This window comes from Shewanella sp. NKUCC05_KAH (assembly GCF_019345585.1).
GTDB lineage: Bacteria > Pseudomonadota > Gammaproteobacteria > Enterobacterales > Shewanellaceae > Shewanella > Shewanella oncorhynchi.
Map to the genome: position 1 here is coordinate 1 of NZ_JAHKQZ010000034.1, position 22,018 is coordinate 22,018.

A 22,018-nucleotide genomic window follows, 5' to 3' on the forward strand; every position below is an offset into this window, starting at 1 on the left:
TGATACTCCTAGGTTTGCGACCGAAGCAGGTCGCGTCTAGCAAGTATTTAGGATGAGGGGCAAAAGGATGGCTTTATCTTGTTCCTGCCGCAAAGCGGCTTCGTTCAACAAGGCGTTTAAACAGAGCTAAAAAAGTTGGTTAGGTCCCGAGCGACAAGTTCCCTGCCTTGCCTGTCTTGCTGCCTATTCCTTACATTCGGGCATAGAAACTGTCTTTGGTATTCATAACGACTCAGTCTTAGATGTTTTTATGTATACAGTATTATTCGATTTGATCACATTTCACGGATTAAAACGAAATATAGTTGTGTGCGCTTACAGGGCTGGTGTCAGTTTATGTTATTTATAATCAATTGCTTACTTGCACGTTGCTTTGGGTGGTAGGTTTGGAACCCGCGCATCTGTGTTTTTCCGCATGGTTTATTTGTTAAAGAACTGATAGGTTCCTTTTACTGTAAGTAATTAACTATGCGCGTTTTTACTGGTCTAAATAAGTACTCGCGCAGCGCACTAAAAATGTTATAAAAAAGGACGAGTATATGACGAGCTTAACTAGTTTTAATGTTACGAAAACATTTCCAATGATAGTAAGTGATAATAACTACACAATTAGATTTGCAGAGAATATTGATGAATTTGTGATTTTTGTATCAAATGACAGCAATGGTAAGCAAAGTAAATATCACTTTGAAAGAGATACGGCTTCAGACTTTAAATATTATCATGGTGAAGAATTACATGATCAAGTTTTGGAAATTATTAGAAGTGACATACAAAATGGCACTATTTGAAGTGAGAGAGTAATTTTATAATTGGATAGTCGGAGGTGTCTAACCTGCCCTACAACACCATGCATGCGGCTCCGCACAGAGCTGTTTCTAAAGATGTTCAAAGCAGATTGGCCGATTAGCTTCAACGCGTCGGATGATTGAAGCGTTACACCGTCTCCCTAGCCTTCGGCGCGAAAAACAGTGCGACGGGGCTATCTTCGGTGTCGTGAATACTCAGCAGGAATGAGCCGGCCTTGTCGCAAACGGGTTGCCAATCGCTGATATCGGTGTCGCCCTCGTCAAAGTAGCGCTCGATCTGATTTTCAGGCGCATCGAGTTCAAACCAAATCGCCACAAACTCGCCGCCTTGGCGTGCAGCCCATGCTTCACAATCTGCGCGGGTCACACCTTCATCCCACTCGGGCAAATCTGGATGGGTCCAATAACCTTCTTCACGTTCTACAGTTGCTGCTTGTATTGGGTTCATGCTGCTTCTCCTTTTATCCTGAGTTTTGATTCTGCGTTGAGTGCGAATACTTCGGCGTCGGCTTGGCCGAAGTCGCTGCACTCGATGGCGTTAAAAGACTTACAAATGCCCCAGCCGTGGTAGTTGTTTGGGGTGTACTTCACTTCGATTTGTTGCTGATCGCACATCAAGGTGAAGTAGGGCTTAGATAGCGTGACCACGCCCGCTTTAGTGCTGAACGTATTCATGCCGCCTCCTTGTTTTGGTTGTTGCTTGTTTGGCTGACAGGCGAATGGCAGGGCAGGCGCATTGGGTGGTATCGGTACGAATACACTATGGTGCGGCTAATGCCCTTAGCGAGGTTGGTTAAGCCGTTGCCCAATGCTTGCCAGTACAGGCAATCTAACGCGCCCAGTGCCAGTGCGATTTTGATGCTGTCGCCCGTTGTAGCCTTGAGTAACAGGCTTAACTTATGGCTGCGGTAATGATTTAACAGATGGCGAAACGCCGCTGATTGAGTCATTTAGGCCACCTGCTTCGTTTGCAAAGGGCTTGTTAGCAAAGGGTTTGATTGCAGCTTGGCCCAGTCGATGGCTTTAATGGCCTCGACCGTGGCGGCGATTTGCTCTAGCTTCTTTTGCCCGCGCATAAAGTTCGACAGTTCAATACCGTGGCGAGCCGCCGCGCGTTCTGCGGGTAGGGCGCTGGTGTAATGCAGCGTTAACGCGGCGATCACCTCGGGCGAGCTAATGCGGGTAAGCGATAGCAATAACGCAACACGCTCTTGTGATTCAAAGCCTGGGAGTAAGTGGTTCATGCTGCCACCTCAGGGAAAAACGTTCTTTCAACGCTGGCGCGAACGGGGTCGAGCTTTTGCTGCATCGTTTTAAGAATGAGGTTTGATGTCAGTGTCACGGCATCGGCGTTCGCGAGTAACTTGCCTGTTTTGGGGCAAATGCAGCGGCCGGTAAAGTCTTGGCTGTTGCGACTCCAAACGAGGTTTTGGTAAGCGTGGCGCCAGTGGCGTTGGCCGATGGACTCAGCCACGTTTGCGGCGCTCGCCAGCGCTTTAAGCATTACCGTGGTGGTAAATAAACTGGTTTCGCGCTCTTTACTGCCAAGGGATTGGAACTCCATTGCTGCGCCCATGGTGTTCCAAAAGTCATAGGCAAGGGCGGCGTGGAATGGCTCAAAGTTTTTCTTGGTACCCAGCATGATGGCCGTGGCGTCTTTAATTTGTTTAAAGGACCAATAAAATTCGCTCTGTGTAGTCGGTTTGTTTGTCGCAAAATCAACACGGCCTTGCATCCAGTCGATTTGTTTCACTAAATCCATGGTGAGCTTTGATAGCTCATCCCTGTGGTTGTAGGTATCTGACAAACCTTGAGGCGGTTTGCTGGCATTTTGGTTGATATCGGTAAACGCTTGCTGGCGTTCTTGCAGCGATAAATTCATGTATAGGGTGATAGAGATTGAGTCTTGGGCTATCTCCGGTGATTTTTCCAGTGCCTTTGCGATACCTGTGGCGCGGTGCTGGCCATCGAACAACTTGATAATCGAATCAAGGCCGACTTTTAACACGCCGACCACGCCGCTGATTTCGGACGCTTCGAACTTTGGCGCATCGCCACCAGTGGGTACTTCAACCACGCCGATAATGCCTGGCAGAAAATACCCCGTTGGATTCGCCACCATGTAATTGCCAATGGATTTAGCACGGGCAGGGTTAACTTTGCGCTGGCTGCGGTCGAGCACACTGCCGGCATCGTCAATGCGTAACATACGAACCAGTACACGCATTGACATGATAACGGTGTAAAACACTTTACCGCCTTGTACGCCCATCACAGCGGGCATTGAGTAACACATATCCATCATGCTGCCTCCTTGCTTTGGGTGGCTTCGTCGTATTGGCGGATGGCAAAAACAATCGCGAAACAGCACCATATAAAGCGATAGGTGAAGGGGTCTTTCCAGCCATCCCAAAAATCATCCAATGTCATGCCGCCCGCATCTTCTTCATCCCAATTATTGAGGCGATAAACCACATCCCACTCGGCGTTCTCGCGGTTTTGGGTAAACTCCTTAACGGCATTGGTCGCGCTGCTAATCGTCTCTGCCTCTTCTTCGTTCGTTGGGTCGAGCCCTTCGACAAACCACTGCAAAAACTGCTCAAGGCGTTGATCGGCTTCTTTGGCATCAAACTCACGAGTGCCATCGGTTTTACACTCAGCCAGCACCTTTTCTTCCCAGTAACTCGCATTCACGCCCCAGTCATCACCGCTTTGGCGAAAGAAGCAAAACATGTCCTGAACCCGAGAAAATACGTAACAGCCCATATCGCCACTGATGCACAGATGCTGCGGCCATGTGGTGATTTCAAAGCGATGCTCAAAGCTGCCTTGGCTGAGTACCATGTGGCGGAACACCCCATCATCTTTAAGAATGGTGAGTTGATGTTCGGCCACATCGTTTAAAAATGACTCTCTCGTTGGGTGTTTCATACGCTATTCCTTCCTTTTGAATCAGCCGAGCTAAGCTGCGGCTTCGCCGTTAAACACCACCAGATTGATGATGGGTTTCTTGGTTTTGGGGTTCACCTTGTCCGACAGCTTGTGATAGCGAATATGCACATCGCGGTGGGCTTCTTGGGTCATGGCTAAAACGATATATTGCTGGCACAGCGCGGGCGTCGATAACGAATGCGACAGGCGTTGTGGCTTCATGGTTTCAAACAAGTGCTGCGCCATATCATCCAACTTTGCTTGGTACTCGTCGGGGCTCAGTTGACGGCGGTTAGGGTGCGCGCCTACAGAGGTGCTGCACTTTTTGGCCGCTTGATTTTTCGCTAAGGTCATGGACACGCCGTAAACAAAAAACATAGTTACCTCCCCACTGAGCCGCTGATTACGCTAGGTTGATTTGATCTTGCTTGGCGGCGTCGCGTTGCTTGTCGAGGTATTCGGCAAGGTCGGTGACATTGACCATCCAAGGCGCTTTGTTGCTGTTACTGGTGCGAAAGGCGGCTAAGGGCAAGCGGCCGGCTTTGGCATAGTTGGCCGCGGTACGCGGTTCGAGGCCAAAATACTCTTTGCTGATTTGATCCAGTGGCACTATCACTTTGTTGAACTGGGCCATAAGCAAAAACGCGGTGTTGATGCCTTTCATGTTGGTTGCTCCGCTTGGGTGAGTTGCAGCGGATGCACGTTAGTGGCCGCCTGTTCGTTACGCCACACCATCACCTTGCCGTACAAACCTTGTTGGGGCTCGGTAAAGCGCAGGCAGAAGTTGAGCCCGAGTTCGCCCGTGTGGCGGATGAACTGGCGGTAAAAGGCAGCGCTTGGGTGGTGATAGGCAAAATGCTTGACCAGTTCGGCGCATCGGGCTTGCACCCGTGGGCAATCCATTGGGTCGGTGTGGCCCTTGGCCAGCGCCATCAAGCAGGCAAAACGTATTGCAACCAGTAGACGAAACTCATCGCGTTGCTTAGGTGTGGTGTGAACTTTCGCTAGAATCATTTCCCTGTCCTCGGTAGTGGGTACAGGCCTAAAGATAAGTTAACTTATCTTTTTCGTCAATTAGAAAGATAACTTATTTTTAAGTGTTTTTGTTTTGATGGTTTTTTGAACGAGTGGTAAGGTAGAGTAAGCGATTGAACTAAGGAGGGTTTATGGTCTTTTTTAGACGAGTATATTTTATGCTAACGTTATCGGTTTTAGCTGCGCTGTCTTTGTCTCAATCTGTATTTGCTGAGATTTTCAAGTGTGAAATCGAGGGTAAGCTAGTGATGCAGGACATACCTTGTCCTGATGGCGTTGAGCAGTCATCCGTTGATGTGGTAATTAAGAATGATCATCCAAAGGTAGACCCGCACGCTTATGATGAAAGCCAATTCAGTGATTGGGAAAATGCATTGATCAAAGCAGGGAAGGTTGAGGTTGGCATGAGCGTTGAGGCGCTAGAGCAAAGCTGGGGCTGGGCAATAAAAATTAATCGTTCAGCTTATGGTCCTGAACAATGGGTTTTTAGGGATGGTATGTACGGCCAGCGTTATGCGTATGTTCGAGATGGTAAAGTGGTGAATTGGCAGGATTAAGTGAAAATAAATAGCTAAAGAAAACCCGCAAAAGCGGGTTTTAGAATTTTGTTCTGAAGTTATCTGCAACAACTTTATATTGGATTATTAGACTATAGTTATTTGCTCGACTTTTTTCATGTGCTTGTTCACTTAAGAAGTCAATTACATGTATTGCATCTTCATCAAAATAACCAAAAGTATAAACAATATAAGAATTACTTGTTCTTGCTGCACCCCATATTTGTGGGCAAGAAATTCCTTTAACAAAAATATGAATGTGATGTAGCTCAGAATCTTTAACATGCTTAGGATCACGATAAGGAGTATCTTTCCCTAAGTAGTAAGCTCGTTTAGTTTTTTCAGAAGAAAAGTAAAGTTCTAGGTCATTCTTTAGTTGAGTCAACTTGAAACCTTTGGCCGCAAGCTGACTTTCTAAATTTTGTTCGAATGTTACTGTTGCTGCCACTACACGTCCCTATGAATAGTGTTAATGTGTATGATACAAGTTTTCGCTAACTTGATAAGCTGCAGCAATAAACTCTTCAGTCGGTTCAAATTCAGTATTATGAATCGTTTCTACTTCACCCATTTCATCTTTATATAAGGCTAAAATATTACTGATATTTTTACGAACTTGACCATGTATGGCTACTAAGTGTCTGAATGAATCATACACTTCTTCACCATGTTCAATCTTTATAGAATCAGCTTCATTAGTTAAAACACCCTTCATAAATTCACTCATTCCTCGAGAGAATAGTTCAAGGTTTTTAAGTTGGTCATATTCATTATGATCAACAGTTTCAACATCATTACAAAGATTATAATAATGCTCTCTAAAGCTTTTAAGAATGCAAGTAAGCTCTTCTCTGCGACTCTCAATAGAGCTTAGCACTGAACTTGCACTAGCTACATTATCACAGTGACGATTACAAATAGCGTTTGGCTTTGATACAAGCATGCTAGCTTCAACCGTTGGAGTTGAAGAAAAAGCTGACATGATGGTGGCGATTAGCATAGCAGATCCCCCCTTCATAATTATTACTCCATATTTAGTATAGCAGCTTAGACACAAAAGGCCTGTTACATAGTGTAAACAGACCCACTTTCTAAGGCCGCGACATTATCCATTTCTCTGTCTAAAATACAAGCGAATTCGATATTTTCTACGAAATATCACTGTATCCTACTGATGACTTTACACGATAAAAAATAAATTACAAATGGGTAACAAAGAAATTTTGAACTGAAGAAGATAAAGTAAATTATTGAAATACTGTATTTATATACAGACTAAATTAATACCGAGTACCAAAACACTTTGCCGATGATCTTGATGTGTTTTAGCTTTTCAGTATCCAGATGTTCATCTGGGTATTCGTCGAGGTTGTAACTGCGTAGACGCAGGCCACCACCGGGGAGTTTGTAGAGCATTTTGACGCGCATCATGCCATCGTGGTTAATGGCATACATTTTACCATCAACTATTTCGGTGGCTGAGGTATCCACGCCCACCGTTGAGCCGTGGGGTAATACAGGTTCCATGCTGTTGCCATTCACTTTTACACAGGCCGCATGGTCCGTGTTTACACCTTGACGCTTAAGGCTGCTTTTTGCAAAGCGGAGCTTAGGGCCTTTATACTCAACACCTTCAACAATGCCTTCACCCGCCGAGAGTTCGATATCCACGTAAAAGGGGATTTCGACTTCATCCTCACCCAGTGGACTATCGTTGTCCCATAGATCAAAACCGCCAGCCCATTCCGCATTCGATTCAGGTTTTACAGCGACTTGCCCATTTAGAAGCCAGCTGAGATCACATTTCAATGATTTCGCTAAAGCAAATAAATTTGCGCCCTTTGGGGCTGTCTCATCTTTTTCCCACTGAGTTACTGCAACAGCAGAAACCCCAATTAAAGCACCAAGTGCTTTTTGGGTGATACCTAATTCTTTACGCTTTTCGCGTATGCGCTGACCGAGTGTTTTCATGTAAGTGATCTTATCTTTTGTTGACATAAGTTTCCTTTCTTTCTATTGTGTAAGAAAACTTATTTTTTCAGTGTGGAGATCAACCCATGACAAAAGATGATGCCGTCAAATTTTATGGTTCTCAAACCAAGCTAGCTCAGGTTTTGAACATCAAACCTTCTGCAATTAGTCAATGGGGTGAAGACGTTCCCGAACTCCGTGCTTATCAAATTGAGCGCCTAACTGATGGCGCACTCAAAGTTAACCCCGTCGTTGTTTTAGATAATCCTGAGTCGGCAAGTGTGGCTTAGGTTCACTTTAGTTTGAAGGAGGACAGTACACATGAAAACCAGTTCACGTAAAAAAGATAGCCGCTTGAATTTGTTAATGAAAACGATTCATCGAGTGTTGGAGTTACCCAAGATGACACGCTTTGCGCTGGCGATTGATTTTGTTGCGGCGGTTGAGCGCCTTGGGCTAAGCGAGGTATTAGCGGCGGAGGGCATTAGCTTTGCGAGCACGCAAGACGTGCACAACGATGCGCGAATTAATGCCCAAAAGCTGTTTCGTTGGCTCGGCCAGTACGAAGGCCAACATCCGCAGGTTGATCGCTTGTTTCATGTTGAGCAAGCACTGGTGGCGGCATTGCCCGAGCAATTGCGAGTGCAGTATCTCAACGATGTGTTTGGTTGCACTGGGGTGACGGTCATTGCGGACCGCATGAATGACGGCCATGTGTTGCATGTGGCCGATATGGCAGCGTCGCTCACCAAAGAGAACGCCGAGGCGCAAGTGGCGGTGATCCATTTGGGCGAGGAGCCCAAGCGCGAGCAGTTAGTGGCGGCGCACCGCGAGTTAAAAGAGTCGGCGGCGACCACGCAAGCCAGCATGGCAGCGTTAGAGCTGGCGTATCCGTATTTAGCGAGTCACGGCGGTAAGGCGGGTTGTTGATGATGGTACACGAACACGCATCGATTACTTATCGAGAATAAGAAAGCCCGCTGAAGTTTGGCGACTGAGCGCGGGCTTAATACCTATGTGAGGCGATTACATGTTACGTATACATGATGATTTCGTCAATTTTGTGCTGGCTGTCGCGCAGTTAGGCGGTGGCTTATGAGCATGGAATTGATGGTAAAAGCGATGAAGGCCAAGGTGGGTAATCCACTGCGTAAGCTGGTGTTGATTAAGCTGGCCGATAACGCGAACGATAATGGTGAATGTTGGCCGAGCCATCAGCATATTGCTGATCAGTGCGAGATTGGTCATAGCACAGTGAGAAAGCATATTGCGGCCTTGGTTGATATGGGGTTTGTGACGATTAAAAATCGTAAGGGACCTAAGGGAAATTTAACCAATATTTACACGATTTCAATCTGCTACGAGGTAGCACCCCCTGTGCTAGCAGATAGCACCGAAGAGGTGCCACCAGATAGCATAGGTATGCCACCAGATAGCACACCCCCTGTGCCACCAGATAGCACCGGAATCTATCACTCTTTTGAACCTATCAATGAATCTTTAAAAGATAGTTGTCCAGCAACGAGTGCTAAGTCGGTTTTCAATGCGTTTTTTAAAGCCTACCCAGCCCATCGCAAAGGCGGGTCGGATTCGGCTGCGTGGAAAGCGTGGAAGGCCGAAAAGCTGACCGATGCCGATTGCGTGTTGGCGGTGACTTGGTTGAAGGAGGCTGCGGCGCTGGATGCAAGTTGGGGCTTTAGTGCTAACGGCCAGTTTGTGTTGGGTATTACCAAGTTTATCCGCGAACGCCATTGGCTAACGCCGTTGCCAAGACCGATAGCAACTGCCGTTGGGCAAGTGGATTGGCGCCATGCGGTGTATGACCCTGAGGATCCCTTGATATGACTGCCAAGCAAAATACGAGCATGAAATCACTGCAGACCTTAATCCGCCAGCCGCTGGTTGGGCAGGGCGAACGGGTGATGCAACCTGAGCCGACGGCAATGGATATGGCGATTGTGGACAGCGTGTTTAGCAAGTTGCGGGTGTTGTTTCCGGTAAGTGCGCCACGGCCGGAGGACGAAGCGACCCACAAAGGTGAGTGGCTTAAAACTTTGGCTGCGCAGGGAATTGCGAGCCGCGAGCAAGTGCAAGCGGGGCTGAATCGCGCTAGACGCGAGCAGGGCGATAGGCAGTTTTGGCCGACACCGCGCCAGTTTGCCTTGTGGTGCCAACCCACTGCCTGTGATTTGGGATTGCCCAAGTTGGAAGCGGCGTTTAAGGAGGCTACGCGCCATTACCATCACCCTGACAAGCATACGTGGAGCCATGATGTGGTGCGCTTGGCAGTGCGCGAGACGGGCAGTTGGATGTTTGCGACTGGGCTTGAAAAGGATGTGTTGATGACGTTTGAGCGCAATTACAAAGTGTTGTGTCGGCGCTTTAGCCGTGGTGAGTTGACCGATATTGAGTTGCCAAAGGCATTACCTGAAACGGTGACGCGGCCCACTGAGGCGGCAAAGGCGAAATCGATTATTGCTAATTTACGGGCAAACCTTGGGCTTAAGGGGGCAAACGATGGCTGCTAGCGGGGTTGAGGTAGGTAAGTTGAACGATGCTGCGCTGCGCCGTTGGTTACGTGGCGGTTTGACGCGGGATTTTAGGGACCCGCAGTTTCCTGAGCTGCGTTTACGGGCGACGGCGGATAGGACGAAGGCGAGTGTGCATTTGGTGATTAATGAGGGTGATAAAACGGTTTGGAAGAAGCAAGGCGTGTGGCCGAGCATGTGCATTAAGACGTTTTTAGCGGATTTACCTGTGATGCTGGCTAAGCGCAGTGCGGGCGCGGATGTGTTGCGCGGTGAGTTTGCGACTGTGACTGATTTGCTGTTGTGGTATGGGGATTATTTGGATGGTAATACGACCTTAAGCCCGAGCTGGCGCGATAACTGTAGGTCGATTATGCGTAAGCAGTTGTTGCCTAAGTTGGGGGATGTGGCCTTGGCTGAGTTGTCGTTTTTGGTGGTCGATAGTGCGTTGGTGAAGCTGATGCTGAATGAGGGTTATGCGCCGCATTATATTCGTTTGAGTGTGAATGTGCTTAAGCGGGCGTTGAGTTTGGCGGCGGATTTTAGGTTGTTATTGCTTAATCCTCTGATGGGGTATCGAGTGACGATGAGTTTAACCTTATCACCTAAGCCTGATACGCGATTGATGGAGTCGGACTTAGGGCCGTTGTTTGTGGCGTTGCGTGATGCATTTATGCCGGTGGCGATGTTGTTTATGTTGATGCTGATGTTTGGCACGCGCATTGGTGAAACCCGCTTGGCACGATGGGAGCATTTTGCGGGTGAGTTTTGGTTTATTCCTGCGGCGAACGCGAAGAACCGCCAAGAGCACCGGCTACCGTTAACCCCTACGGCTAAGGCGTTGATCCAGCATTATTTGCAGTGGCAGCTTAAAAATGTGGGTAAACGGGCGTTTTTGTTTGCGGGTGATGTGGGCGCTATTAGCCAGCGCACTGCGCATTATTGGAGTGAGACGATTCGGTTTAAGGAGTTTACCTCGCATGATTTGCGCAAGCTTTGCCGGACGATTATTCAAGACATGGGCGTAGATACTATGGTGGGTGAGCGGTTGCTTAATCATGCCTTGCCTGTGCTTTTGCGTACCTATGTTCATTCGACTTTGGATAAGGGCATGTTGAGTGCGCTTGATGCGTATCACGCGCATTTAATTTCGCTCGGTTTTAGTGAGGTTGCGCCCGAGATAATCCCTAGATCGTCCGCGAATGTTGGGAGTGCTCAAACCCTTGGTGCGAGTGGGTGGCTGTGATGATCGTTGCATCAGCCTTACAAGAGTATGCAATGGCACAAATTAAGGTGGTTTTATGAGTCATCCAGCTGCAAAAATTCTAAAAACAGGCAGGGCGATTAAGGGGCTTTCTCAGGACGAAGTGGCGGCGTTTTACGGGATAAGCCGCCGAACGTATCAGCGATGGGAGAATGGCAAGAGTAACGTGCCTTATAACCACCTGCGCTCAATAGTGGATGATGTATTCCATTTATCGATAGACCAGATCACGGAGGTGGCTAATGCGAGTATGTGATGCGCAAGAGCAGGTTATTAACATGAAAGCCCTTCGTGCTGGGCTCAATGCCTGGGGGCGTTATTGGGCGTTCCAAGAACTCGGGAAAGGTTTCACTAATCGCAGTGCTTGCGATAAGTTAGGTGAGGTGCAGGTTTATGGATGTGCGTTGGTTAGGGAGTTGAGCGTTCCTAAGCAGGTGGTCCAGTTCGATAGGATGATTGAGCGGTTATCGCCAAACTGTATTCGGGCGATTCGCACCTGTTACGTGTGCAAAGGTCAGTGGGCATTGATGGGGTTCGACAGTAAGAAGTCGTATGTGTATTGGTTGAGAAGAGCAGAGATTGGGTTAACTCACTGTCCTTAATAGTTTTTGTTGAAAATCTATAGGGTAGTGATTAATCTCAGCGTCTTCAGTCGTAAACATGGATGTAGTGGGATTTATGAAGTTTGAAGATTTTTTAAAGAATAGTGCGATTTTTATAACTTTAACTACAGCATTTTTTTATTGCTGTAGTTCATTTTATGTTAATGGATATTTCAGGGTTTTAGGTTTGGATTCTGATGTTTTAGAAAGGAACTTTCATTCTATTGTCTTTGATGGTTTTACTTTATCACTTAATAAGTCAGTGACTATATTTTATTTATTGGTTGTTACCTTTTGGCTAAGAGCTATCTTTATTAGCGAAGTTAGTAGGATAACTAAAAATGATAGTAATTTAAAAAAATGTATTCGTTTTAAACGGAAGATATACAAGAGGTTGAATTTTAAGGGTAAATATTCTTCTTGGCCTTCTTGGCCATATTTAGCACCAGCCTTTCGTGCTTTAATGTTTTTTGTATCATTTGTAGTAATTGTTTTGGGTCTTAAAAGTTTTCAAGCGGATGGAATGAACAATGCGATGTACATTAAAAATCATATTGTTGAAGAGTTTTCTGAAAAACAGAAACCAATAACTTCCGCAACAAAAGAGCATCCATTTAATATGGTCACAAGCCTTAAAGCAGAGTTAAATCAGCCGTTGTATTTATTGTACTGTGGCTCACGTATGTGTGCAGGTTTTGATCTAGAAAGCGAGGAGGTTGTGTACTTTCCTCAAACTGGTTACAGGCTAAAACGAGGTTTAGCATCGTTTCAATAGCATTCACTTAGGCCCTTGATCTTCAAGGGTCCTTCCGGCTGCCTTCACTGCGGGGGCGGTGACGCGCAATGCTTCACTACATATGAGAATTTTGGGGAGGTTGGTTGTTGTTTTGTGAGCATTGATTAATGCTAAAAAAAAGCTCTCTTAATTTAGATTGTTATTTACTGATTTTAAAGGATTAACCTGCAATGTAGTTGGTAAGGATTTAGCGCTTCGATCTATGATCGAATACCACAACTTTTAGATCTTTTGAGGTGGACTAGATCGTAGTTCAGTAAGATTTGATTGGTGAGAGATGTAGTTACTGAACTATCACTAATCACCAGAGTTAGAGATTAGCTTTGAGGTCAATATGATCTGTTCATCCGCAGGCTTGGCAAATGACAATTCACATCCAGATTTCAATCTGTATAAGACTCTAGTACCGCCTTTATCTGTCGTCTCTTCATGCATATCGAATATCTCAGTTGCAAGGATGAGACTCTTTAACGATTTATGTCCATAGTTTTCTTTCAATACCGCAACCTCTTCAGGTAGATGTTGCTTTAGTAGTTGTCCTGCAGTATTTATCAATGTCCAACCATCTGCTCTCTGCCTTTGAACGGCAATCTTCCCTAACATTATGACTAAGGGAGTATTTATTAAATAAGAATATTCCATGATTTTTTTGCCTTCCTCTGAATTGAGAAAGCTTACAAGAAGATTTTTAGCCCTATCTAAGGCATTCACATTGGCTTTTAAGTCTTCAATTTCTTCCCGTATTTCTTTACTCTGCTCGTCAAGTTCATCTCCAATAATCCGACAACTGTCTACAGAATTACTATCAAATCTCGGTAGTAAATGATGGACCAGCTTATTTCTATTTGAAACTAAATTGGCTAAGCGTACTTTTTTTGCTTCATAGTTTGTAGCGTCGCATTCTAAGTGAAAACGAAAAGATAAATATGCGTCATCGATAACTTCGGGTTCTGATGAGATAGCTTCGCTATCAAGGTTGGTATTTTCAATATACTGTCCAACCAACGTCCCCATCGTTTGCTTACTGATATTCTTAACCCGTGCTGCTTTTATCTTCTCTAAATCTCTTGAAAATCCTGATAACTCTCCATTTGCAACAATAAACTTTAATAAATGTTCAAGTTCTTGGAAGAGCATTATATTTCTTCCTATTTTCCTTAATACTTCGTCTACAGAGTCCTTTAATGACATACCTTTTCCATGTTGTTTTGGTCGGCGGCTTAAACAATTTGGCCACATAATAAAAAGTTTGTCAGCATCTAAAGTAGATCATTACCAGTTGAAATAATCTTTGATTGGTAGTTGTTTATCACTTAAGTGATAAGTAAAACAATAAATCCTCTGTGATTAAGTTTTCACGTATCACATATTTACAAATTCCGAAACGACACTATTGTCGCTTTTAGCGACACTTTTGGCGCTTTCAAGGCCCTTAAAATCGAGTACATTTGTATACGCTTGCTAAGGTTACATTTATTCAGTCGCACGTTATTCCTCTGCCAAGGGCTCCTTTTAGGGGCCCTTTTTATTTGGCGTTATTTCTTGTTCGTAAACATCCAAATAGCTGTTCGTTAGCTAACCCCTGCTGAACAAAAGCGGCCGCTGCAATGGTGGTCGTGGTGGGTATGTGTTGCCGTGGTGTTCGACATTGCCGCTACGGACGTTGAAAGACACTAAAAACATCAGCTGTTAGAGGCGGCTACCTCACCGTTGATCTAACCGTTGGCCGCGCTAAGGCTAACCTCATTTTAAAGGAGACTGACCTATGTCATTAAAGCAAAAGCTCATGGCGTTGGGGCTTTCTTCTGCTATCGCGTTGGCTGGGGCTAATTTGATAGCTCCCGCCGAAGCGCCGAACGGCGAGCCCATTCTGCACACATATCTTGATCCTGTGGATATTATCACCGCTTGCTTTGGCCACACTGGCACCGAGCTTGAGCTAAACCAGTTTTTTAGCGAGCAGCAATGCATTGAAATGTTCGCCAAGGATTTAGGTAAAGCCGATCGGCAGCTGCGGCGGCTAACGTATCCGGTGCAACTTACCGAAGGTGAACACGCTGCTTACCTCAGTCTGATTTATAACTTTGGCGCGGGTAACTTTCAAACCTCCACCTTGCGCAAATTGTTACTCCGCGGCGAACGGGTGGCCGCTTGTCACCAGCTCACCGATGCATGCGGTAAACACGGCTGTAATGGTTTTGTCTATGCCGCTGATATCAAGTTGCCTGGCTTAGTCGAACGCCGCAAAAAAGAACGTAAAATCTGCTTAAAGGATTTATATGTGGAACAAAATCATTAATGCCACTGGCTCGGTGCACCTGTATTTAATCGCAGCTCTCATCATAGTGATAACGCTACTTGGCCTTAGCCTTACCGCCGTTAAAGCTGACCTCGCGTTAAAAAACTCGCAGCTAGAAACCGCCGCCGTTAACCAGCGAATGCTGCAAGATGATCTCATTGTCGTTACCGATGAACTGCAAGCGCAGGCCAAAGAACGTGACAGGCTCGCTAAGGATTACGCCTTTGCCTTAGCGCTCAATGAACAAACCGCTAAAGCTAAGGCTGAGATTGATCGCCAGCTTGCTGACCAGCGAGAAGTCATTAAAAAACTAAGGACCTCAGCCAATGAACAAACCCGAAGTTGGGCTAATACTGCTGTGCCTGATGATGTTAAGCGGCTGCTCAAGCACGCCGCCTATTGCGCGCACCGTAGTCACCAAGCAGACCCAATATGTACTACCGCCGCAATCATTAATGAGCCAGTGCCTGCCAGCCGAATGTAGTTCAGATGCCAATGCCGATCTGCCCGATTGCATCATTCAACTCTTAGCCGTGATCACCAAGTGTGATACCGATTTGCATAACATCGAAACATGGCGAACGGAAAAAAAGCATGAACAATCCATACATTAATGATGTGACCACTCAAAAATCGCTGACTTTTAGCGCTTATGTATCGTCGTTCATGAGCACAATTGGAGGTGCGTTTACGTTGAATGAAATCGCCATTTTGCTCGGGATATTCTTCGCGCTCGTCACCCTATTAGCCAACGTTTTTTATCAGGAGTTGCGCCGCCGCCGTGAGCAACGTCAAACAGATAAGGACGAACTACGCGCCCAAGAGTTACACCGAGCGGAGATGCAGCTGAAAGCAGCACTGTTAAAACAGGTAGATGAACACCATGGCACGCATTCAACCATCACCACCCGAGCCTGTTCTACTGAGTAAAACCGACCTATGCAAAAGCCTTGAGATCAGCACCCAAGCGTTTGATAAGTGGGACGTGCCTGTGCACAGCAAGCTCGGTCGCGTGTGTTTATACAAAATGGCCGATGTGGTGGGTAACAGAGTCGCCAACGAGCGTAAAAAAACCATCACTAAACCCGATGAAGATGATCCCGATAAGCCAGATATGGACTACGAACGCTGGCGCTTAATCCGAGCCCAAGCAGTTGGGCAGGAGATTAAAAACGAAAAAGACCTCAAAGAAGTGGTCGAAGTTAATTTTGCTACCTTTGTGCTAAATCGCATTGCTGCGCAAATTGCCCCAGTGCTCGATCAAATACATATACGGGTAAAACGCAAATTCCCCGACATTCCAGAACGCACAATCGACGCTATTAAAGCGGAGGTGATTAAAAGCCAAAACACCGCCGCCGATCTTGCGGAGGGCATTGAGGGTTTATTAGATGAGTATATCGGCCGCGCAGATTAAAAATCTGAAAGCCGCCGTTGCTGCTGGGCTGCGTTCGTTCTATCGCCCACCCATGCTCACCTGTTCACAATACGCCGACGAGCACTTTTACATGTCGTCGGAGTCCTCTTACACCGAGGGCAAGTGGGAAAGTTTACCGTTTCAAATTGGCATTCTTAATGCCATGGGTAACGACCAAATCAGCACGCTTAACTTAATGAAGTCAGCGCGGGTCGGTTACACCAAAATGCTGATGGCTAACGCTGCTTACAAGATTGAGCACAAAAAGCGCAACGTGCTGATCTATCAGCCCCGTGATGGTCAAGCCAAAACCTTCATGAAAAAGCATGTTGAAACGGCGATACGTGATATCCCCGTTTGGCGCGCGCTTGCACCTTGGATGGGCCGCAAGCATAAAGACAGCACGCTAGAAGATAAAATCTTCACCAACGGCAAAACGCTGATGGTGCGCGGTGGTACCGCTGCAGCGAACTATCGCGAAATCTCCACCGATGATGTGATCTACGATGAGCTAGCGGGTTTTGATGAATCCATCGAGCACGAAGGTAACGCCACATCGCTTGGTGATACTCGTATCGAACTGTCGATGTTCCCTAAGTCGATTCGCGGTTCAACGCCTAAAGTGCTCGGTACCTGCCAGATTGAAAAAGCCTGCAGCGAATCACCGCACTATTTTAGGTTCAACTTGCCTTGCCCACACTGCGACGAACTGCAGGATTTAAAGTGGGGTGGCCCTGAAGAAGCCTTTGGGATTAAGTGGCATAAAAACGCCAATGACGATCACGATCCAAGCACAGCCTATTATCTGTGTGAGCACTGTGGTTGCTGTATCGAAAACAATCAGCTCGATGATATGGAGCTGCACCCAAGCGCGATTTGGATATGCGAAAACACCGACATCCGCACAAAAGACTTTTTAGACTTTTATGATGCCGATGGAAACGACATCACCACGCCGCCCAATATCTCGATTCATATCTGGTCGGCCTATAACTCGCTCAACAGCTGGGCGAAACTGGTTACTGAGTTCTTTAAAGCCAAAGGCGATAAAGAAAAGTTGCAGACTTTCGTCAACACTAAGTTAGGCCAGCCATGGGATAACGACAACGGCGAGCGCTTAGAGTGGGAAGAATTAGTGAAGCGCCGCGAAATGTACCCGAGTGGCAAAGTGCCTAATTGGGTAGTGTATTTAACCGCAGGTATCGACACCCAAGACGACCGTTACGAGGGCCGCATTTGGGGATGGGGCGCGGGTAAAGAGGCGGCATTAATCGACCGCTTTATTTTATATGGCGACCCAGCAAGCCAAGTATTAAAAGACAAAGTGGCCGAGCGTATCGCTAAAAGTTACGCCCGTGCCGATGGCGTTGTGCTCAATATCGGCGTAGTGGGTTGGGACTCTGCAGGTCATTACACCGATGATGTTTACGCTATGAGTAAAAAGCTTGGGCTAATGCGGGTGATACCCATTAGAGGTGCCAACGTTTACGGCAAGCCGATCGCCAACTTCCCGCGTAAGCGAACCGCCAAGGGCGTTTACTTAACGGAGGTCGGTACCGACAACGCCAAAGAGTTGCTGATGTCGATGTTACGGATTGCCCCTGATGTTGATGTGCGCAAACCTGGTGCGATTCACTTTCCGCTAAACGAAGCGGTATGTGATGACGTTGAGCTGCAACAGCTCACCAGTGAACGCAAGGTGCCAGTGCGCCAAAACGGACGGATCATCTATAAATGGGACAACCAAAAGCGCCGCAACGAGGCACTAGATTGTTTCGTTTACGCACTCGCTGCGCTGTATATCGCGATTGAGAAATTCGGCATTAACCTCGACAAACTTTCACAAGTTACCCCGATAGCCATATCAAGCGACCAACCCAAAGAACCTAAACCCAAAGCCGCAAAACAGGCCAATGCGAATGCTGCTTACCTAAACGGTGGCGGTGGTGGCAGTTCTGGCGGTTGGCTGTAGTTAATGCCATAAAGCCAAGGATAACAGCATGACCAAAACCCAATGCCAACAGATGATCGATGCGTACTTTAATGCTGAGCTTGATGTGTTGGCAGGCAAGCAAACCACGATCAACGGCAAAACAATGACCACAGAGGACCTAGGCGAAATCCGCAAAGGTCGCCTCGAATGGGAGCGCCGTTTAAATGCCTTTAGCCGCCCACAGGGTGGCGTCAAGTTAGCCAGCTTTAACTAATCAAGCCGCATTAATAGGGCATGTCTAAAAATATAAGTCGGAGCAACACATGAGCATTATCAATGATGCGCTGGCGATATTTGCCCCGCGTTTAGCATTACAGCGTGAAGCGGCCGCAATGAGCTACCGCAACCTGAAAGGGTATGAAGCCGCCAGCCCAAGCCGCACGCATCGCGCTAAAAAGGAAAGTCGCGGCGCCAACCAAGCGGTATTTGCGGCAGGTAAAAGCCTGCGTGAGCAAGCGCGCTGGTTAGATGAAAATCATGATCTCAGCATTGGCATTCTCGACCGCATGGAAGAACGGGTGATCGGTGCCCAAGGGATTGTGGTCGAACCGCAGCCGCGCAGTATTAGCGGTGAAATCCTTGATGACTTAGCCAACGATATTCAACGCCGTTTCGGTGCATGGTCGCTTAAGTGTGACGTTACTGGCCGCTTTAGTCGCCCTGAATTAGAACGCTTGGTGTTACGTAGCGCCCTGCGTGATGGTGATGTGTTCGGCCAGCATGTGATGGGTAAAGTGGCTAAGTTCGGCCACCCAAATGAGCAAGGCACTCAATACAGTATTGAAGCCTTAGAAGCCGACTTTATCCCCTACGAGTTAAACGAACCAGCAAAGCGGGTACGCCAAGGGTTAGAGATAAACAGCTGGGGCCAAGTGGTTAACTATCACGTATTGCTTGATCACCCTGCGGATCAAGTCGGCTTTCGCTACAAAACCAAAGTGATACCCGCATCGAGCATGATGCACTTAGGCTTATTTAAACGCTTGCACCAGCTGCGTGGCGCTTCGTTATTCCACGGCATTTTAACCCGCCTTGGCGATATTAAAGACTATGAGGAATCTGAGCGAGTAGCGGCAAGGATTGCAGCCGCGCTGGCGTTCTACATCAAGCGCGGCGATGCCGCCATGTTTGTTCCTGACTCAAGTGGTGAATCGTCAAGCCGCGAAATCCCCATTGCACCTGGCATGACCTTCGATGATCTCAAGCCCGGTGAAGATGTGGGCATGATTGAATCAAACCGCCCTAATGTGCACTTAGTTGATTTTCGTAACGGCCAATTAAAAGCCGCCGCAGCTGGTACCCGTGGCAGCTATTCCAGCATTGCCCGTGACTACAAAGGCAGTTATTCAAGCCAGCGCCAAGAGCTGGTTGAGCAAGACGAATCCAACCGCATTATGCAGCAGTGGTTTTGTGCTGGCTGGTCGCGGCCTGTATTCCGCAATTTTCTCAAAATGGAAATGCACAACAAGCAGGACCCATTAGTGCTACCGCCTGATCTCGACATGCGCACCTTATTTGATGCCGTGTACTACGGGCCCACCATGCCATGGATTGACCCACGCAAAGAGGCCGAAGGCTGGGAAATGATGATCGCTGCCAACGTCGCAACCGAAGCCGATTGGACTCGCGCCCGTGGCCGTAATCCTGCAGAAGTAAAACGCCAGCGTAAGCGTGAGGTGGATTACAACCGCGAAAACAACATGGTCACGGCCAATGACCCCGACCCCTCGCTAGGAGATCCTAACAGTGAAAAAGACCCCAATAGCATCAGTAATGCTAAGCGCAATGCTGCCAAGCGGAGCGCTGAGCGTGCCCGTCGCAACGCTGAACCAGAGTAATAAACCCGCCAATAGCTGGTATAGCCTCAAAGCCCAAAACGGTAATGCCGAGTTAATGATCTATGACGAGATTGGCGGCTGGGGCATTAGTGCGCAACAGTTCGCCCGTGATCTACAGGCCCTAGGCAAAGTGGGTACCATTACCGCCCGTATTCATTCGCCAGGCGGCGATGTATTCGAAGGTATGGCGATTTACAACATGATCAAAGGCCATCCAGCGCACAAAGTTTGCTACATCGATGGCCTTGCTGCTTCGATGGCCAGTGTGATTGCCATGGCTTTTGATGAAGTCATCATGCCTGAAAACGCCATGATGATGGTGCATAAGCCTTGGGGCGGAACTCTCGGTGATGCCGAAGATATGCGCAAATACGCCGACTTGCTCGATAAGGTTGAAGGCAATTTAGTGGGCGCCTACCAACACAAAACAGGCTTGTCAGAAGATGAACTCCACGCCCTGTTAGCGGCTGAAACTTGGCTAACTGGGCGCGAAGCAGTGGAAAAAGGTTTTGCCAACACCCTCACCGATCCGCTGCAAATGGCGGCATCACTTAATTCAAAACGTCTTAAGGATTTTACTAATATGCCTGAAGCTCTCAAAAACCTGTTTGCACCGCAGGGTAACAGTGCTCCCAACCCACTCGTGCCAGCACCAGCAGCACCTAATGCTCAGTTGCCTGCGCCTGCAGCAACACAACCTGATACCACTGCTATTCAAGCGGCTGCGATTGCGTTTAATACTGAGCGTATGAACAGTATCAATGCGGCATTTGCTTTCTTTCCTGAGTTAGCCGAGTTACGTAATCAGTGTATTGCCGATGCCAACATCAATGCTGATAAAGCCAAAGACATGATCTTGGCAAAGCTGGGTGAGAACACCACACCGAGCGCTACATTACCTCGCACGACTATTTATGCGGGTAACGGCAATATCGTTGGTGACTCGATTCGCGCTCAGTTAATGGCGCGTTCCGGCCATGCAAAAGCTGAAGCTAGCAACAACTATTCGAGCTACACCATGCTTGAGTTGGCGCGCGCCTCACTGTTAGATCGCGGTATCGGCTGCGCTGGATTCAACAAAATGGATATGGTCGGCTTAGCCTTTACACACAGCTCAAGCGACTTTGGCAATATCCTGTTAGATGTAGCTAATAAATCAGTGTTAATGGGCTGGGAAACCGCCGAAGAAACCTTCGAGCGTTGGACCAAAAAAGGTCAACTAGGCAACTTTAATATAGCCAAACGTATCGGCCTTGGTGACTTTAATAGCCTGCGCCAAGTACGTGAAGGTGCGGAATACAAGTACGTCACCGTTGGCGACCATGCACAACAAATCGCGCTGGCTACCTATGGCGAGTTGTTCAGCATTACTCGTCAGGCCATTATCAACGACGATATGAGTATGTTGACTGATATTCCAATGAAAATGGGCTTTGCCGCCAAAGGTACCATTGGCGATTTGGTATATGCGGTATTAACCAAAAACCCCGCAATGGCTGATGGCAAAACGCTGTTCCATAATGAACACGGCAACTTAGGTTCCGGTGCGCCAAGTGTGGCGGCCCTCGATGCCAATCGCATGTTAATGCGTAAGCAAAAATCGGGTAATCGCCACCTGAATATTCGCCCTGAGTTTGTACTGTGCCCTGTAGCGCTTGAAACCACGTTTAACCAGATCATTAAGTCCAGTTCTGTTAAAGGTGCCGATGTGAATTCAGGTATTGCTAACCCAATCCAAAACTTTGCCGAAGTGATTGCTGAGCCTCGTTTAGATGATAACAGCGCGGTTCAGTGGTTCCTTTCTGCGGGTCAAGGCCGCGACACCATTGAGGTGGCTTACCTTGATGGCATCGATACGCCTTACATTGAGCAGCAACAGGGCTTCACTATCGACGGCGTCGCCACCAAAGTGCGTATCGACGCGGGTGTTGCACCGCTTGATTACCGTGGATTGGTGAAATCAACAGGCGTGTAAACA

The 22,018-nt window shown here is 47.3% G+C and carries 31 protein-coding genes; 18 read left to right on the forward strand and 13 right to left on the reverse strand.

The features are described 5' to 3' along the window. Positions 1–539 precede the first annotated feature (539 nt). Positions 540–791, forward strand: a complete 252-nt coding sequence (locus tag KO533_RS21720; protein ID WP_219256123.1) for a hypothetical protein — start codon at positions 540–542, stop codon at positions 789–791. 145 nt (positions 792–936) lie between these two features. Here KO533_RS21720 and KO533_RS21725 read toward each other — a convergent pair whose 3' ends face one another. The 9 genes from KO533_RS21725 to KO533_RS21765 are packed head-to-tail and all read right to left on the reverse strand — an operon-like array spanning position 937 to position 4,754. Then, on the reverse strand, positions 937–1,257 hold the full coding sequence (locus KO533_RS21725; RefSeq protein ID WP_219256124.1) for a hypothetical protein: 321 nt from the start codon (positions 1,255–1,257) through the stop codon (positions 937–939). Continuing rightward, positions 1,254–1,484 (reverse strand): hypothetical protein, encoded by a 231-nt coding sequence (locus KO533_RS21730; protein WP_011847800.1) that lies wholly within the window; start codon positions 1,482–1,484, stop codon positions 1,254–1,256. Before KO533_RS21730 ends, KO533_RS21725 begins: the two co-directional genes overlap by 4 nt. Beyond that, positions 1,481–1,759, reverse strand: coding sequence for a hypothetical protein (locus KO533_RS21735; RefSeq protein WP_219256125.1), 279 nt, complete (start codon positions 1,757–1,759; stop codon positions 1,481–1,483). The genes KO533_RS21730 and KO533_RS21735 overlap by 4 nt, the downstream gene beginning before the upstream one ends. Next, positions 1,760–2,053 carry a hypothetical protein gene (locus KO533_RS21740; RefSeq protein ID WP_219256126.1) on the reverse strand — a complete coding sequence of 98 codons (294 nt, stop codon included), beginning with the start codon at positions 2,051–2,053 and terminating at the stop codon, positions 1,760–1,762. It abuts the gene before it with no gap. Further along, a complete protein-coding gene (locus KO533_RS21745) occupies positions 2,050–3,114 on the reverse strand; it encodes a DGQHR domain-containing protein (protein WP_219256127.1) in 1,065 nt (354 codons plus the stop codon). Before KO533_RS21745 ends, KO533_RS21740 begins: the two co-directional genes overlap by 4 nt. Further along, positions 3,111–3,740, reverse strand: coding sequence for a hypothetical protein (locus tag KO533_RS21750; protein WP_219256128.1), 630 nt, complete (start codon positions 3,738–3,740; stop codon positions 3,111–3,113). The genes KO533_RS21745 and KO533_RS21750 overlap by 4 nt, the downstream gene beginning before the upstream one ends. A gap of 30 nt (positions 3,741–3,770) precedes the next feature. Further along, positions 3,771–4,118 carry a hypothetical protein gene (locus KO533_RS21755; RefSeq protein ID WP_006082041.1) on the reverse strand — a complete coding sequence of 116 codons (348 nt, stop codon included), beginning with the start codon at positions 4,116–4,118 and terminating at the stop codon, positions 3,771–3,773. Positions 4,119–4,143: 25 nt separating this feature from the next. Then, complete coding sequence (locus KO533_RS21760; protein WP_006082040.1) at positions 4,144–4,404, reverse strand: pyocin activator PrtN family protein; 261 nt, start codon at positions 4,402–4,404, stop codon at positions 4,144–4,146. Then, positions 4,401–4,754: a hypothetical protein gene (locus tag KO533_RS21765; RefSeq protein WP_012586789.1), complete on the reverse strand. Its 354-nt coding sequence runs from the start codon at positions 4,752–4,754 to the stop codon at positions 4,401–4,403. Before KO533_RS21765 ends, KO533_RS21760 begins: the two co-directional genes overlap by 4 nt. 152 nt (positions 4,755–4,906) lie before the next feature. On the opposite strand from KO533_RS21765, the gene KO533_RS21770 reads away from it, so the two are divergent. Further along, a complete protein-coding gene (locus tag KO533_RS21770) occupies positions 4,907–5,332 on the forward strand; it encodes a hypothetical protein (RefSeq protein ID WP_219256129.1) in 426 nt (141 codons plus the stop codon). 40 nt (positions 5,333–5,372) lie between these two features. On the opposite strand, the gene KO533_RS21775 is transcribed toward KO533_RS21770, so the two are convergent. From KO533_RS21775 to KO533_RS21785, 3 genes are all read right to left on the reverse strand, one after another. Next, positions 5,373–5,780 carry a type II toxin-antitoxin system YafO family toxin gene (locus tag KO533_RS21775; RefSeq protein ID WP_219256130.1) on the reverse strand — a complete coding sequence of 136 codons (408 nt, stop codon included), beginning with the start codon at positions 5,778–5,780 and terminating at the stop codon, positions 5,373–5,375. A gap of 21 nt (positions 5,781–5,801) precedes the next feature. After that, positions 5,802–6,350, reverse strand: coding sequence for a hypothetical protein (locus KO533_RS21780; RefSeq protein ID WP_219256131.1), 549 nt, complete (start codon positions 6,348–6,350; stop codon positions 5,802–5,804). A gap of 257 nt (positions 6,351–6,607) precedes the next feature. Then, entirely contained in the window at positions 6,608–7,330 is a 723-nt protein-coding gene (locus tag KO533_RS21785; RefSeq protein WP_251073520.1) for a helix-turn-helix transcriptional regulator, read from the reverse strand. Between the two features lie 59 nt (positions 7,331–7,389). Between KO533_RS21785 and KO533_RS21790 the strand changes: the two genes are divergently transcribed. The 8 genes from KO533_RS21790 to KO533_RS21825 all read left to right on the forward strand — a co-directional run bounded on the left by KO533_RS21790 (position 7,390) and on the right by KO533_RS21825 (position 12,472). Further along, positions 7,390–7,593, forward strand: a complete 204-nt coding sequence (locus KO533_RS21790) for a Cro/CI family transcriptional regulator (RefSeq protein WP_012196666.1) — start codon at positions 7,390–7,392, stop codon at positions 7,591–7,593. 31 nt (positions 7,594–7,624) lie between these two features. After that, on the forward strand, positions 7,625–8,233 hold the full coding sequence (locus KO533_RS21795) for a hypothetical protein (RefSeq protein ID WP_219256132.1): 609 nt from the start codon (positions 7,625–7,627) through the stop codon (positions 8,231–8,233). 165 nt (positions 8,234–8,398) lie between these two features. Next, positions 8,399–9,148: a helix-turn-helix domain-containing protein gene (locus KO533_RS21800; protein ID WP_219256133.1), complete on the forward strand. Its 750-nt coding sequence runs from the start codon at positions 8,399–8,401 to the stop codon at positions 9,146–9,148. Beyond that, positions 9,145–9,831, forward strand: coding sequence for a replication protein P (locus KO533_RS21805; RefSeq protein ID WP_219256134.1), 687 nt, complete (start codon positions 9,145–9,147; stop codon positions 9,829–9,831). The genes KO533_RS21800 and KO533_RS21805 overlap by 4 nt, the downstream gene beginning before the upstream one ends. Continuing rightward, on the forward strand, positions 9,821–11,077 hold the full coding sequence (locus tag KO533_RS21810; protein ID WP_106649460.1) for a tyrosine-type recombinase/integrase: 1,257 nt from the start codon (positions 9,821–9,823) through the stop codon (positions 11,075–11,077). The genes KO533_RS21805 and KO533_RS21810 overlap by 11 nt, the downstream gene beginning before the upstream one ends. Before the next feature lie 55 nt (positions 11,078–11,132). Next, positions 11,133–11,351, forward strand: a complete 219-nt coding sequence (locus KO533_RS21815; protein WP_011847783.1) for a helix-turn-helix transcriptional regulator — start codon at positions 11,133–11,135, stop codon at positions 11,349–11,351. Further along, positions 11,338–11,697 (forward strand): hypothetical protein, encoded by a 360-nt coding sequence (locus tag KO533_RS21820; RefSeq protein ID WP_219256135.1) that lies wholly within the window; start codon positions 11,338–11,340, stop codon positions 11,695–11,697. The genes KO533_RS21815 and KO533_RS21820 overlap by 14 nt, the downstream gene beginning before the upstream one ends. Before the next feature lie 76 nt (positions 11,698–11,773). After that, the gene (locus KO533_RS21825; protein WP_219256136.1) at positions 11,774–12,472 is read left to right on the forward strand and encodes a hypothetical protein; all 699 of its coding nucleotides are present in this window, start codon (positions 11,774–11,776) and stop codon (positions 12,470–12,472) included. A gap of 318 nt (positions 12,473–12,790) precedes the next feature. Here KO533_RS21825 and KO533_RS21830 read toward each other — a convergent pair whose 3' ends face one another. Further along, positions 12,791–13,684 carry a hypothetical protein gene (locus KO533_RS21830; protein WP_219256137.1) on the reverse strand — a complete coding sequence of 298 codons (894 nt, stop codon included), beginning with the start codon at positions 13,682–13,684 and terminating at the stop codon, positions 12,791–12,793. Between the two features lie 574 nt (positions 13,685–14,258). Between KO533_RS21830 and KO533_RS21835 the strand changes: the two genes are divergently transcribed. The 8 genes from KO533_RS21835 (at position 14,259) to KO533_RS21870 (ending at position 22,015) form a co-directional block, all read left to right on the forward strand. After that, positions 14,259–14,792 carry a lysozyme gene (locus tag KO533_RS21835; protein ID WP_219256138.1) on the forward strand — a complete coding sequence of 178 codons (534 nt, stop codon included), beginning with the start codon at positions 14,259–14,261 and terminating at the stop codon, positions 14,790–14,792. Then, a complete protein-coding gene (locus KO533_RS22690) occupies positions 14,773–15,276 on the forward strand; it encodes a hypothetical protein (protein ID WP_251073521.1) in 504 nt (167 codons plus the stop codon). Before KO533_RS21835 ends, KO533_RS22690 begins: the two co-directional genes overlap by 20 nt. A 110-nt stretch (positions 15,277–15,386) precedes the next feature. Next, on the forward strand, positions 15,387–15,722 hold the full coding sequence (locus KO533_RS21845; protein ID WP_219256140.1) for an HP1 family phage holin: 336 nt from the start codon (positions 15,387–15,389) through the stop codon (positions 15,720–15,722). Then, positions 15,676–16,209 carry a terminase small subunit gene (locus tag KO533_RS21850; RefSeq protein ID WP_168826638.1) on the forward strand — a complete coding sequence of 178 codons (534 nt, stop codon included), beginning with the start codon at positions 15,676–15,678 and terminating at the stop codon, positions 16,207–16,209. Before KO533_RS21845 ends, KO533_RS21850 begins: the two co-directional genes overlap by 47 nt. Further along, entirely contained in the window at positions 16,184–18,181 is a 1,998-nt protein-coding gene (locus KO533_RS21855; RefSeq protein WP_219256141.1) for a terminase gpA endonuclease subunit, read from the forward strand. Before KO533_RS21850 ends, KO533_RS21855 begins: the two co-directional genes overlap by 26 nt. A 28-nt stretch (positions 18,182–18,209) precedes the next feature. Continuing rightward, positions 18,210–18,416, forward strand: coding sequence for a hypothetical protein (locus KO533_RS21860; protein ID WP_219256142.1), 207 nt, complete (start codon positions 18,210–18,212; stop codon positions 18,414–18,416). Between the two features lie 49 nt (positions 18,417–18,465). Further along, the gene (locus KO533_RS21865) at positions 18,466–20,040 is read left to right on the forward strand and encodes a phage portal protein (protein WP_219256143.1); all 1,575 of its coding nucleotides are present in this window, start codon (positions 18,466–18,468) and stop codon (positions 20,038–20,040) included. Beyond that, positions 19,949–22,015, forward strand: coding sequence for a ClpP-like prohead protease/major capsid protein fusion protein (locus tag KO533_RS21870; RefSeq protein ID WP_346014706.1), 2,067 nt, complete (start codon positions 19,949–19,951; stop codon positions 22,013–22,015). The genes KO533_RS21865 and KO533_RS21870 overlap by 92 nt, the downstream gene beginning before the upstream one ends. Positions 22,016–22,018 lie beyond the last annotated feature (3 nt).